At 61.9% G+C, this 12,069-nt stretch carries 10 protein-coding genes; 8 read left to right on the plus strand and 2 right to left on the minus strand.

Features of this window, described 5'->3' with window-relative positions; translation table 11 throughout:
• The first annotated feature begins 8 nt into the window (after positions 1-8).
• On the plus strand, positions 9-1,244 hold the full coding sequence (locus NMG46_RS12430) for a PD-(D/E)XK nuclease family protein (protein WP_254817924.1): 1,236 nt from the start codon (positions 9-11) through the stop codon (positions 1,242-1,244).
• 366 nt (positions 1,245-1,610) lie between these two features.
• On the opposite strand, the gene NMG46_RS12435 is transcribed toward NMG46_RS12430, so the two are convergent.
• Positions 1,611-2,483 (minus strand): ferritin-like domain-containing protein, encoded by an 873-nt coding sequence (locus NMG46_RS12435; protein ID WP_254817925.1) that lies wholly within the window; start codon positions 2,481-2,483, stop codon positions 1,611-1,613.
• Positions 2,484-2,882: 399 nt separating this feature from the next.
• On the opposite strand from NMG46_RS12435, the gene NMG46_RS12440 reads away from it, so the two are divergent.
• Together NMG46_RS12440 and NMG46_RS12445 are read left to right on the plus strand one after the other, a co-directional pair.
• Positions 2,883-3,221: a hypothetical protein gene (locus tag NMG46_RS12440; RefSeq protein WP_254817926.1), complete on the plus strand. Its 339-nt coding sequence runs from the start codon at positions 2,883-2,885 to the stop codon at positions 3,219-3,221.
• 187 nt (positions 3,222-3,408) lie between these two features.
• On the plus strand, positions 3,409-4,647 hold the full coding sequence (locus tag NMG46_RS12445) for a Xaa-Pro peptidase family protein (protein ID WP_254817927.1): 1,239 nt from the start codon (positions 3,409-3,411) through the stop codon (positions 4,645-4,647).
• 15 nt (positions 4,648-4,662) lie between these two features.
• Here NMG46_RS12445 and NMG46_RS12450 read toward each other — a convergent pair whose 3' ends face one another.
• Positions 4,663-5,535: a helix-turn-helix domain-containing protein gene (locus NMG46_RS12450; protein WP_254817928.1), complete on the minus strand. Its 873-nt coding sequence runs from the start codon at positions 5,533-5,535 to the stop codon at positions 4,663-4,665.
• Positions 5,536-5,641: 106 nt separating this feature from the next.
• Between NMG46_RS12450 and NMG46_RS12455 the strand changes: the two genes are divergently transcribed.
• From NMG46_RS12455 to NMG46_RS12475, 5 genes are all read left to right on the plus strand, one after another.
• The gene (locus NMG46_RS12455) at positions 5,642-6,913 is read left to right on the plus strand and encodes an extracellular solute-binding protein (protein ID WP_254817929.1); all 1,272 of its coding nucleotides are present in this window, start codon (positions 5,642-5,644) and stop codon (positions 6,911-6,913) included.
• 232 nt (positions 6,914-7,145) lie between these two features.
• On the plus strand, positions 7,146-8,006 hold the full coding sequence (locus tag NMG46_RS12460; protein ID WP_254817930.1) for a carbohydrate ABC transporter permease: 861 nt from the start codon (positions 7,146-7,148) through the stop codon (positions 8,004-8,006).
• A complete protein-coding gene (locus tag NMG46_RS12465) occupies positions 8,003-8,869 on the plus strand; it encodes a carbohydrate ABC transporter permease (protein ID WP_023720571.1) in 867 nt (288 codons plus the stop codon). Before NMG46_RS12460 ends, NMG46_RS12465 begins: the two co-directional genes overlap by 4 nt.
• A gap of 8 nt (positions 8,870-8,877) precedes the next feature.
• Positions 8,878-9,975 carry an ABC transporter ATP-binding protein gene (locus NMG46_RS12470; protein ID WP_254817931.1) on the plus strand — a complete coding sequence of 366 codons (1,098 nt, stop codon included), beginning with the start codon at positions 8,878-8,880 and terminating at the stop codon, positions 9,973-9,975.
• 56 nt (positions 9,976-10,031) lie between these two features.
• The gene (locus NMG46_RS12475) at positions 10,032-12,065 is read left to right on the plus strand and encodes an aldo/keto reductase (protein ID WP_254817932.1); all 2,034 of its coding nucleotides are present in this window, start codon (positions 10,032-10,034) and stop codon (positions 12,063-12,065) included.
• The last annotated feature ends 4 nt before the right edge of the window (positions 12,066-12,069 follow it).

The raw sequence follows: 12,069 nt of genomic DNA on the forward strand, positions 1-12,069 counted from the left end.
AGGATGAGATGCCCGTGATAAACCAGCACGCTTTAGAAGCCCTCGTTGTCGCCAATCCTGACTTCGAAGCTATCGAACGATCCCGCAGCGTTTTTTGCCCCTTCGAGGCAGTCGGAATGGTGCGCCAAGAAATCCGGCACGGCCACTTTCTGGGTTACTGTCTGGATCCGCAGCGCCCCCACGGATTTGGGTCTGAATGCCTCCGTGCGTTGCTACGCTCTGCAGCTTACGCGCATCGTTCCGAGTTGGGCGAACCACGTTCCGGCGCTATTACCCCGCTTAGCGTCCATCTCATGGATTTTGAGAAGGCTCAGATCCGCAGAGAGTGGCGCGGCATCGATCTTCTCGCGATCGTCAATGACGAAAAGCTCGCGGTCGCAATTGAACTCAAAATTGATTCCACTGAGCACAGCGGGCAGCTGCGCCGTTATCGGGAGCAGATCACGCAACAATGGAAAACAGAGCACGGCTGGCGGCACCTGTTTCTTTATCTGACAAAACATGGGGATGAGGCGAGCGATGAGGACGGCGAAGGTTGGTTGGCGCTCCACCTAGATATGGTCGCTAATGAGTTTGATAGCGTAGTGCAGCGGCAAATGGGCACGCCGGAGGCTCTTGGACTCCTTAGGGCATATTTGGCCATGCTTAGGAGGCATCACTTGACGGATGAATATCTAGAAGAGCTCGCTACCAAATTGTGGAGCCAGCATCGCGAAGCTCTGAATTTTCTAATGGAGCGGCGGCCTGACGCTGCTTCTGAGCTGTTTGCACAAATTTATGAACGCCGGGCGCAACTCGCTCAAATAATGACCGCAAGGTCCGGCTTGGAAATAGTTCCGGACGACAGTTCCCGCAGCATTGTCCGATTCGCCATCAAAGAATGGGACACGCTTCCCGATTTCCTCACCGCGCAACGATGGACGTCAACCAGTAGACTCCTTTTGATGGAATTCCAAAGCGACAACGACAAGCGGAATTTGAGGGTCCGGTTTGTGCTGGGCCCTTCGGACCCAGCTAGACGAAAAGCGTACTATCAAGCTTTGGTTGCTGCAGGGGTGCCAACCACAAAAAAGAAGATCACGGATTCCTATACTCGCCTAGCTACCAAAAGCGTTCGCGTCGCTGATGATGACGATTCAGAAACGAAAGCGGACCTTTATGACCGCGTTGTCAGTCTAGCCGAAGCGTACGCGAGAGACATAATTCCTGCGTACAATGCCGCGATAGCGTCACTCCGTGGCTGACCATATTGCTCGCCAATGCTCTCAACCAGTGGAATGCGGTCACCACGCGGTTACAGTTCCTGGCGTGCACGGAGCTTCGTTAGGTTTCGTCACGGCAGCGTGCAGAGGTCCCGTTCTCGCGCCCATTCGGAGGCATTCCAGCGAACTGCTTTGAATTGGGCAGACGGCGCAATTTCTGCCTTGCCAAGGTTGGGGTCGAGCGTTCGAATCGCTTCACCCGCTCCATTTCTCTCAAGGGAAATCAGGCATCGAAAAGCCGCGGTCCGCCGCGGCTTTTTCGTTTTTGCGCGCCAACAGGGCGCAGCGCGCCGAATCGCCTGGCCGCGCGCGCAAGTTCATTTGCCACGAGATTCATCCGCAGACCGCTCAGGTGCTTTTGAGCGTTCCGTTCATTCCGTTCGGGTAGAAGCCGCCCTTGCTGACGCCTTTCTGGTCGGTCAGATATACGATCCGAAGCACTTCTTGCGGCGTCCTCGTGAAGGCGATTGCATCCGGGGTCGATGGAACGATATTGGCTTTGCCGTCCACTCGGATGCCCTGGTCCTTGTCTTCCGGTCCATCGATCTTGTCGCGGGCGTCGGAAACCGCATTGGCGGCCTTCCAGGCATCCTCGCCCATTCGGTAAAGCGACGATCGCGCCATCCCCATGTGATAGGCCTCGACGGCCAGGATGCCAGCGGCGGCGGCCTGGAAATCTTTGTTTTTCAGAAGGGGCGCGGCGCCGGCATAGGCAGTGACGCCGACATCCTCGAACAGCATGCCGCCGAGCACGAAGTTCATCTGGTTGCCGAAAGGATCGAAGTCCGCTCCGAGCCCCGCCGCCTTGGCAACCGCCGCAAAGCCTGCATCGAAATCGATTGCCGGCCGGTCGACCGCATCGCTTCCAAGTGTCTTGCGATAGAACCTGACATGGGCAAGTTCGTTTTCGGCGACCTCCCGCATGAACTCGCCGATTGCAGGCGTGTCAAAGTGAACCTGTTTGCCGCCAGCCACAGCGCCGGCCTTCGGGCCGGCATCCGAATCATCGATCCCTTTGCCGGTGGTGCCGCGCAGGTAATATTCGGCTTCCATATATTCGAGATTGAGGGCGAACCGGAAAATGTCTTCGTCTTTGACCTCATCCTGCGCATAGGCGCGGGAAACCGGGGCAAGCCCGGTGGCCGAAGCGAGCGTGGCCCCTAGGCCAAACTGCAATGCGCGGCGGCGTGAAACACGAAATGCAGGCGTGACGCGGATCATGGCTTCCTCCCAAAAGCCCGCCGGCATCAAACATTTTGGCACCTCAAAAGCGGGCCTGCGCTCCCAACTTCACGAAGGGTGGAATGTTCCTCAATCGCCTTAAATGATCTCGCCGGATGGCGAGCACCGAGGTTTCCTCGATTGTAACCTCATGTCAGCCGACGCACGCTGCGCTGCAGCGGCGCTGGATCTGACGGCAGCAAAAATCCAGCCGTTGCGGTCGTCCGAAGTACGCTGTCGATAAAATTAAGGACTTTTGCGTGCCGGTTTCGGACCAAGGTCCATCTTGCAGAATACTGTATTTGAACAAAGCTAGTAACAGCCGGCTTTCACATTGGAAGTCCTGACGTTTTTCATCTGGAACCCATCCTGGCGGGAGGGCGATTCGAAGGAGGAACTATGAAAACGCGCACCTGTCTATTCGCGACTGTAGCCGCTCTCACGCTTGTCGCATCTCCGGTCCTCGCTGCTCCCGGCGGCAATGGCAATGGCAACGGCAATGGCGGCAGCAACGGCAACGGTGGAAACTCGGCCGGGGCCGGCTCGCAGGGACACGGAGCCGCTACCTCCGCCGCGGCCAGGGACAAGTCGACGCACGGAGTTGCTCACGCAGCGGCGGTCGTTGCGACGACACCAGCCTCACCACAGGCCACGTTGGCCTTGCAGGCAGCGCTGGCAAGACAGACCGCGGATGACGCGGCGGACACTGCCGACGACACCTCCGACGAAACCGAATAAGCTTTCGAAGCAGCCACTTGTTGTGTTGAAAAGCCGCGGTTCGCCGCGGCTTTTTCGTTTCCCGACGACGAACTCTCAAGGTGAACAGCGCTTCCAGAAAAAAGCTGCTCAACGGCGGCACTGAAGCTACGCTAAGGCCAAACGCCGCCGCATCGGCGTCGGTTTCGATTGCATTTGAGGAGATCCCATGACCGGCTTTGTCGACCGCGAGCGCGCAACTGACCTGATGCAGCGCGCCGGCATCGAGGCGCTGGTGCTTTGCGAACCCGAGGCGTTCCAATATGCCACCGGCGCCTGGATCGGCCCGGCCGGCCTGTTCCGGCGGGCCGGCGCCGGTTTCGTCGTTATTCCCAAGCGAGGCGACCTGCCGATCGGCGTCGTGGTGGCGGATTTCCAGGCTGCCCAGCTCCCGGCGGCGATGGCCGGCGCCATGGTGCGCACGCATCCGATCTGGATCGAATCGGCGTCGCTCGAGCCGGCGACTGCCGACCGGCCTGTTGCGCAGCGCATCGAGGCCGGCCTGGTTGGCCGCGGCCCCGGTTTTTCACGTCCGGCGACCTTCGAGCTTGCCCGCTCCGTCCGCGAGCTGAAAACGATCCTCGCAGAATTCGGGCTGGAGCGTGCGACGCTCGGCCTCGAGCTGGATTTTGTCTCGGCCAGCGATTTTTCCGCGATGCAGGCGATGTTGCCGGGCACTGCCCTGGTCAACGGTTCGCCGATCCTCGACCGGCTGCGGGCGATCAAGTCACAGAGCGAGATCGACCTGTTGCAGCAGGGCATCGTCCTGTCGGAGGCCGGCCTGTCGCGGCTGCAGCAGCATGCAGCGGCCGGCATGCGTCAGTCTGAGCTGGTCGCGCTTTACCGGCAAGGCGTCGCGGATGCAGCCGCCGGGTCGTCGCAGCAAATCTCGACGGCGGAATACGTCACGCTGGGCGCTCGCCCAAAGGGCGCCGACGCGGTCGCCGCCGCCGGCGATCCGCTGAAGGCCGACATGGTGTGCAGCGTGAACGGCTATGCCTCGGATATGTCGCGGAATTTCACCTTCGGGCCGCCGTCGCCCGAACAGGCCGAATTGCATGCGATAGCCGAACGCGCCTTCGCCGACGGGCTTGCCGCGCTTATGCCCGGAAAGCCGTTGGCCACTGTGTATCGCGCCGCCAGCGACAGCCTGGCGCGCCAGGGCCTGCGTTCCTATCGCCGCGGCCATTTCGGCCACGGCGTCGGCCATTCCGTGTTTTCCGAGCAATGGCCGTTCATTTCGGCCGACAGCAATGTCGTGATCGAGGCCGGCATGGTGCTGGCATTCGAGATCCCGCTCTACATCGACGGTCTCGCCAGTTTCAATCTCGAGGACCAGTTCCTGATCACCTCCAACGGACCGCTGCCGATGAACCGCCTGCCGGGACGTCTGGGGGTTATCGGCTGAATCCAGCCGGCGCCCTTATCTGGCGCCGGCCACGCCCCTGCGGAAATCCGACGGCGACATGCCGGCAAGCTTGCGGAACGACTTGTTGAACGCGCTGAGCGAGCCGAAGCCCGATTCCATGGCGACGCGCAGCACATTGGCATCCTGATGCATCAGCAGCGCCTGCGCGTAGCTGAGGCGCAGCAGATTCACATATTCATTGAGCGTCATGCCGGTCGATTTCTTGAAGATGCTCATGGCGTATTTGGGATGGATGTCGGCCGCCGCGGCGATGTCGACGCAATCGATCTCGTAGAGGAAATTCTCCGCAATGAAGTCGCACATGCGCCCGACATTGCGCAGCGATTGCTGATCGAACGGGCTGCCTAGCTCCTGTTCGACCGGCGTTTCCGGCACCAGCCGGTAGGGCTCGAATCGCACCCGCTCAAGCCGCAGCAAAAGCTCGTTGACGGCATGCTCCGCCTTGACCGGGTCGCCGGAGCGGGCATAGCGGTTCCAGCGCTCAAAATTGTGGTCGTCCGACCGGTCGGTGGCATCGGTCACCAGCGTCGCGCCGGTCATCAGCCTGTTGCGGACATCGGCGGGCAAATGCAGCCGGAAGAAATGAACCAGCGGCAGATGCGCGCCAGCGTAGATGGCATCGTCGGAGGCTTCGTCCATCTGGTGCGGCAGGCCGCCCCAGAACAGGCACATGTCGCCCGCAGAAAGCGAAAGCCCGTGCCCGTCCATGCGGTAATGCACGGGGCCACGCACGATGAAATTCACCTCGACCTGGGCGTGCCAATGCGGCTTGAGCATCACCAGGGGCTGGGTGTGGAACATTTGCAGCAGCAGCGGCAGGCCCTCCACGCTGCTGGCGCCAGGCTGGTAAAACGGCCTTTCCGGCATCTTACTTTCCGCTCATTTCTTATTCCCTTTGTCGCGGACAAGGCTTTCCCGAAGCCTAGTCTAGCCACGCTCGCAAACAGAGAGCAACTGAAATGGGAGGATTTCAATGCGCTTAAAATTGACCTGCGCCGCGCTCGCGCTTGCCCTGGGCTCCAGCCCAGCCTTTGCGCAGTCCGGTGAAATCACGATCTGGAGCTGGAACATCGCCGCTTCGTCGCTGAAGGCCACCATAGCGGGCTTCAACAAGCAGTATCCCGACATCAAGGTCACGGTCGAGGACCTCGGCAACCAGCCGACCTACGACAAGTCGATCGCCGGCTGTGCCGCCGGCGGCGAGGGCCTGCCGGACATCGTGACGATCGAGAACGGCGAGGCGGAAAACTACTGGAGCCAGTTCCCGGATTGCTTCGTCGACCTGCATACGCTCGGCTACACCGCGGAAGACCAGGCAAAATTCCCAGACTTCAAGCGTACCGAGCTCGAGGTTGACGACAAGGCCTATGCGATGCCCTGGGATTCGGGCCCTGTAGCGATGTTCTACCGCCGCGACTTCTATGAGAAGGCCGGCGTCGACCCGTCTTCGATCAAGACCTGGGACGATTTCATCGCCGCCGCAAAGAAGATCCAGGCCGCCAATCCCGGCGTGACGATGACCAACGCCGATTTCAACGGCGATTCCGAATTCTTCCGCATGATCTCCAACGAGCAGGGCTGCGCCTATTTCTCTGCCGATGGTCAATCGATCACCGTCAATCAGCCCAAATGCGTCGATGCCATGACCAAGATCAAGGAGATGAAGGACGCCGGTATCATTTCCTCTGCCGACTGGAGCACCAAAATCACCAACAACACCGCCGGCAAGGTCGCCAGCCAGATGTATGGCGGCTGGTATGAAGGCACCATACGCACCGAGTCGCCCGATGGCGCAGGCAAATGGGGCGTCTATCTGATGCCGAGCCTGACCGCCGACGGTCCGCGCGCCGCCAATCTCGGCGGCTCCTCGCTCGCCATCACCTCGGTATCGAAGAACAAGGAAGCCGCCTACGCCTATCTGAAATACACGCTAGGGACGAATGAGGGCCAGATCACCATGCTGAAAGGCTTCGGCCTGGTGCCGTCGCTGATCTCGGCGCTCAACGACCCTTACGTCTCCGAAGGCCTGCCCTATTGGGGTGGCCAAGCCGTGTGGAAGGATATCCTCGGCACCTTGCCCAAGGTCGTCCCCAGCCGCGGCACGCCGTTCCAGAGCGACGCCGAAATCATCATCCGCGCGGTGCAGACCAAATATCTGGCCGGCGGCTATCCCGACGCCAAGGCAGCGCTCGACGATGCCGCAAGCCAGATCGCCGCGGCGACCGGCCTGCCGGTCAAGTCGTGATCTAGATACGGGATGGCTCCAGACTTCGTGATCTATTTCGAACGCTGGCGCTGCCCCTCACCCTTACCCTCTCCCCGTGAAGGACGGGGAGAGGGGAATCCCCCAGCATTGCGGCCAAGCAGGCGGATGAGGGGCGGCGCCGGCCTTCGAACAAGCCGCCGTTTGCGGCGGCGCATCACCTGAACATCAACACCGCGCGCCCCAGCAGGCGAAAGCAGAAAGGAGGAAAACGATGCGCTACCAGAACGCCACGGCGTATCGCTTTCTCGCGCCCTATCTGCTGATCTTCTCGATCTTCTGGCTGTGGCCGATCATCGATTCCTTCCTGATCTCGTTCCAGGCGACGCGCACCGTGCCGTGGCGGTTCGCGCCGACCTTCAACTGGGGCCGGCTGATCGGCGACCCCGCCTTCTTCAATGCGTTGAAGAACACATTGCTGATCCTCGTCATCCAGGTGCCGGTGATGATTTCCCTGGCGATAGTGATGGCGGTGCTTTTGAATTCGCCGCTGCTCAAGGCGCGTGGCCTGTTCCGCTTTGCCTTCTTCGCGCCGGTCGTGGTCGGCGAAGTCGCCTATTCGGCGGTTTTCCGGCTGATGTTCAATCTCGACTACGGCATCATCAACAAATTGCTGAACAGCATCGGCCTGCCCAGTGTCGACTGGTTTACCAACGTCACCCCGGCGATGGCGGTGATCATGATGGCGGTGACCTGGCGCTGGGCCGGCTACAACGCCATCATCCTGCTCGCCGGCCTGCAGTCCATCCCCGAGGATGTCTACGAGGCGGCAACCTTGGACCGGGTCAGCAAGGTCAAACAGTTCTTTTACATCACGCTGCCGCTGCTCAAGCCGATCATCGTGTTCTGCGCCGTGCTGTCGATCATCGGGACCATGCAGCTGTTCACCGAGCCCTTCCTGATCACCGAGCGCGGCGGGCCGGGCGGCGGCACCGAAACGCTCGGGCTGCTGCTTTACCGCCAGGGCTTCCGGTCGCTCAATTTCGGCTACGCCTCGGCCGTCGCCTACACCATGGCCGGGCTGGCGATTGCCATTTCGCTGGTGCAGATATGGCTGACGAGGGAACCGAAATGACCTCGCGCTCCCCAATCAGCCATTCCCGGGTCAGCCGTTCCCAGGCCAGATTGGGCCGCAGCATCGCGCTGCATCTGTTCCTGACGCCGCTGGCGCTGGTCTGGCTGTTTCCGCTGTGGATGATGGTGGTCTTTTCCACGATGCCCGACAATGGCATCTTCAGCCCCGACATCGAGCTTTTGCCGCACGGCAATTTTCTCGACAATGTCAGCAATCTGCAGCGCGGCACCAATTTCATCGGCGCCATCGGCATCTCCGTCTCAGTGGCGGTCACCTATACCTTCCTGTCGGTGATGCTCACCTCGATGGCCGGCTGGGCGCTGGCGCGTTACAACTTCTTCGGCAAGGGCATGGTCGTCGCCATCATCTTCGGCACCATCACGCTGCCCTATGCGGTCGTGCTGATCCCGCAATTCATCATGGTGGCGCGCGACTTCAAGCTCGCCAACACCTGGGTGGCGCTGATCGTGCCGCCGCTGTTCAACTCGCTGGGCGTGCTGTTCATGCGGCAGAGTTTTTCGATGATGCCGCACGAGCTGTTCGACGCCGCCAAGGTCGAGGGCGTCAAGGAATGGCGGATATTCCTGTTCGTCGCATTGCCTCTGGCGCGGCCGATGCTGGCGGCACTCGCCATCATCCTCTTTCTTGCCTCCTGGAACAATTATCTGTGGCCGCTGCTGATCAATTCCAAGCCGGGCGCAATGACCGCGCCGGTGGCGCTCGGCACGCTGATCGGTCTCACCAAGGTGTCCTGGGGCGGCATCATGGCGGGCGCGGTGATGCTGACGGCGCCAATGCTCGTCGTGTTCGTGCTTCTGCAGCGCCATTTCGTCGCCGGCATCGCCGCCGGCGCCATCAAGTAAGGATCAGCATGGCGGCAGTCACACTCAAAAACGTCATCAAGCGCTTCGGCGTCTTCGAGATCGTCCACGGTGCCAATATCGATATCGATGACGGCGAATTCGTCGTCTTCGTCGGCCCTTCCGGCTGCGGCAAGTCCACGCTGCTCCGGATGATCGCCGGGCTCGAGGACATCAGCGACGGCGAGATCGCCATTGGCGGCAAGGTGGTGAACGACGTCGAGGCGGCCGATCGCGGCATCGCCATGGTGTTCCAGTCCTACGCGCTCTATCCGCACATGACGGTCGAGCAGAATCTGAGCTTCGGCCTGAGAATGACCGGCAACCCCAAGGCAGATACCGAGCGGCGGGTGAAGCGGGCTTCCGAAATCCTGCGCATCGCCGAGCTGATGAAGCGGCGGCCGCGGCAATTGTCGGGCGGCCAGCGCCAGCGCGTCGCCATCGGCCGCGCCATCGTGCGCGAGCCGCAAGTGTTCCTGTTCGACGAACCGCTCAGCAATCTCGACGCCGAGCTCCGGGTGCAGATGCGCGTCGAGATATCGCGCCTTCACAAGGAGCTTGGCGTTACCATGGTCTATGTGACGCACGACCAGACCGAGGCGATGACGCTGGCCGACAGGATCGTCGTGCTCAACGCCGGCAATATCGAGCAGATCGGCGCGCCGCTCGATCTCTACGACGACCCCGCCAACCGCTTCGTTGCCGGCTTCGTCGGCTCCCCGAAAATGAACTTTCTGGCGGCGAAAATGGTCGGGGCCGACAACGGTGCTGCGGTCGTCGAACTGGTCAATCATCGCGGCGCGCGACTGCGCAAGCCGCTTTCGGATGCTCTGCCTGCGATAGGCGGCGATGTCGTGCTTGGCGTGCGGCCGGAGCATTTCTTCGACGCCGGCCAGGGCGATTGCGACCTTACCCTCAAGGCCGACGTCGCCGAGCACTTGGGATCGGTGAGCTATGTCTATGCCAATTCCGGGACCGGGGGCGGGGGCGAGGAACTGATCATCGAGCGCGAGGCCTCGCGGCATCGCGCGAACGGCGACGACCTGGTGGTGTCGATCAAGGCCGACCGCTCGCTTCTCTTCGACGCCACCGGCGCACGCATTCGCTAACCCATCTTTTTTTGTCCGATCGCGACTGGTCGCGGCCCACCCCACGGAGATTTGACATGACGTCCAAACCAGAACAAATTCGCTGGGGCATTCTCGGGCCCGGCAACATCGCCAAGGCGTTTGCCGGCGGCGTCGCCCATTCGCGCACCGGCACATTGGTCGCCTTAGGGGCGCGCAATCCCGGCAAGGCCGGACTCACTGAGGCCTTCCCCGGCGCCCGCATCCTCGATGGCTACGAGGCTTTGCTTGGCGCTCCGGATGTCGACGCGATCTATATTTCAACGCCGCATCCAAGCCATGCCGAATGGGCGATCAAGGCAGCCGAGGCCGGAAAGCATGTGCTTTGCGAAAAGCCGCTTGGCCTGACCGCCTTCGAGGCCGACGCCATGATCCATGCCGCGCGCAAGGCCGGCACCTTTCTCGGCGAAGCCTTCATGTACCGGCTGCATCCGCAGACGGCCAGGCTGGTCGAGCTGGTCAGGGCCGGCGCGATCGGCGACATCAAGATGATCAAATCCAGTTTCGGCTTCGCCATGCCGGGCTTCATGCCGGAGCACCGGCTTTACGCCAAGGATCTCGCCGGCGGCGGCATTCTCGATATCGGCGGCTATCCCGTCTCGATGGCGCGGCTGATTGCCGGCGCCGCGGCGGGAAAGCCCTTCGCCGAGCCGGACAAAGTGGTCGGCGCTGCGCATCTCGGCCAATCCGGCGTCGACGAATGGGCGTCGGCGCTGTTGCATTTTCCGGGCGGCATCGTTGCGGAAGTCTCCTGCAGCATTTCGCTCGCGCAGGACAACGTATTGCGTATTCTCGGCAGCAAGGGCCGTATCGAGGTGGCGGATTTCTGGTATGCCGGCGGCCAGCAAGGCGGCACCGGCGAAATCCGCATCATCCGTCCGGGTGTCACCGAGGTGGTCGAGGTCAAGGAGGACGGCTGGCTTTACGCATTCGAGGTGGACGCCGCCGGCGAGGCCATTCTCGGCGGGAGGCAGGAGTTCGCCTGGCCGGGCATGGGCTGGGCCGACAGTCTCGGCAATCTGCGCGTGCTCGATAAATGGCGGGCCGCCATCGGGCTCGAATACGACATCGAGAAACCGGCAAAGCGCGTCCACACGATCTCCGGACGGAAGCTGCGCTCCGGCGGGACCGCCATCCCCAAGCGCGGCATTCCGGGCCTGCCGCGGCCGGCTTCGTGCCTGGCACTCGGCTTCGAGGATTTCCGCACCTTTTCGTCGGGCGCCATCCTGCTCGACGCCTATTTTGAGGCGGGCGGCAATCTGTTCGACACCGCCTTCGTCTACGGTTCCGGCTACACCGAGACGCTGCTCGGCCAGTGGCTGAAGAACCGCGGCGTGCGCGAGCAATCGGTGGTCATCGGCAAGGGTGCGCACTCGCCGCTCTGCTATCCCGACGTCATCGGCAAGCAGCTCACCCAGTCGCTTGAGCGGCTGCAGACCGACCATATCGACGTCTATTTCATGCATCGCGACAACCCGGACGTGCCGGTCGACGAGTTCGTCGATGCGATGGATCGCGAGGTCAAGGCCGGCCGCATTCGCGGTCCGTTCGGTGGCTCGAACTGGACGATGGAACGCATGGACGAGGCGATTGCCTATGCCGAGCGCACCGGCAAGCAGAAACCCGGCGCGCTTTCCAACAATTTCTCGCTGGCCGAGATGCTGGAGCCGATCTGGGCAGGCTGCGTCACGTCCTCCAGCGACGAGTGGAAGGCCTGGCTTACCGCCCGGCAAATGCCGAACTTCGCCTGGTCGAGCCAGGGCCGCGGCTTCTTCACCGACCGCGCCGGCCGCGACCGGCGCGACAATGAGGAACTGGTCCGGGTCTGGTACTCGGAGAGGAACTTCGGCCGCCGCGACCGCGCCATCGAGCTCGCCAAACGGCTAGGCAAAAGCCCGATCCACGTCGCGCTCGCCTATGTCCTGGCGCAGCCCTTTCCGTCCGTCCCGCTGATCGGGCCGCGCACGCTCGACGAGTTGGAAGACAGCCTCCAGGCGCTCGACATCTCACTTTCGCCGGACGATCTTGCATGGCTGGATAGCGGTTCGGATCAGGCCCGCGCGCGCGCCTGATAGC

It is taken from the genome of Mesorhizobium sp. LMG 17147, from assembly GCF_024297145.1.
Classification (GTDB): domain Bacteria; phylum Pseudomonadota; class Alphaproteobacteria; order Rhizobiales; family Rhizobiaceae; genus Mesorhizobium.

What these genes read in the sequence shown, in the direction of transcription:
- NMG46_RS12470 (WP_254817931.1), top strand. Translation starts at nt 8,878, where the DNA reads ATGGCGGCAGTCACACTCAAAAACGTCATCAAGCGCTTCGGCGTCTTC.
- NMG46_RS12450 (WP_254817928.1), bottom strand. Translation starts at nt 5,535, where the DNA reads ATGCCGGAAAGGCCGTTTTACCAGCCTGGCGCCAGCAGCGTGGAGGGC.
- NMG46_RS12475 (WP_254817932.1), top strand. Translation starts at nt 10,032, where the DNA reads ATGACGTCCAAACCAGAACAAATTCGCTGGGGCATTCTCGGGCCCGGC.
- NMG46_RS12435 (WP_254817925.1), bottom strand. Translation starts at nt 2,483, where the DNA reads ATGATCCGCGTCACGCCTGCATTTCGTGTTTCACGCCGCCGCGCATTG.
- NMG46_RS12465 (WP_023720571.1), top strand. Translation starts at nt 8,003, where the DNA reads ATGACCTCGCGCTCCCCAATCAGCCATTCCCGGGTCAGCCGTTCCCAG.
- NMG46_RS12445 (WP_254817927.1), top strand. Translation starts at nt 3,409, where the DNA reads ATGACCGGCTTTGTCGACCGCGAGCGCGCAACTGACCTGATGCAGCGC.
- NMG46_RS12455 (WP_254817929.1), top strand. Translation starts at nt 5,642, where the DNA reads ATGCGCTTAAAATTGACCTGCGCCGCGCTCGCGCTTGCCCTGGGCTCC.
- NMG46_RS12460 (WP_254817930.1), top strand. Translation starts at nt 7,146, where the DNA reads ATGCGCTACCAGAACGCCACGGCGTATCGCTTTCTCGCGCCCTATCTG.
- NMG46_RS12430 (WP_254817924.1), top strand. Translation starts at nt 9, where the DNA reads ATGCCCGTGATAAACCAGCACGCTTTAGAAGCCCTCGTTGTCGCCAAT.
- NMG46_RS12440 (WP_254817926.1), top strand. Translation starts at nt 2,883, where the DNA reads ATGAAAACGCGCACCTGTCTATTCGCGACTGTAGCCGCTCTCACGCTT.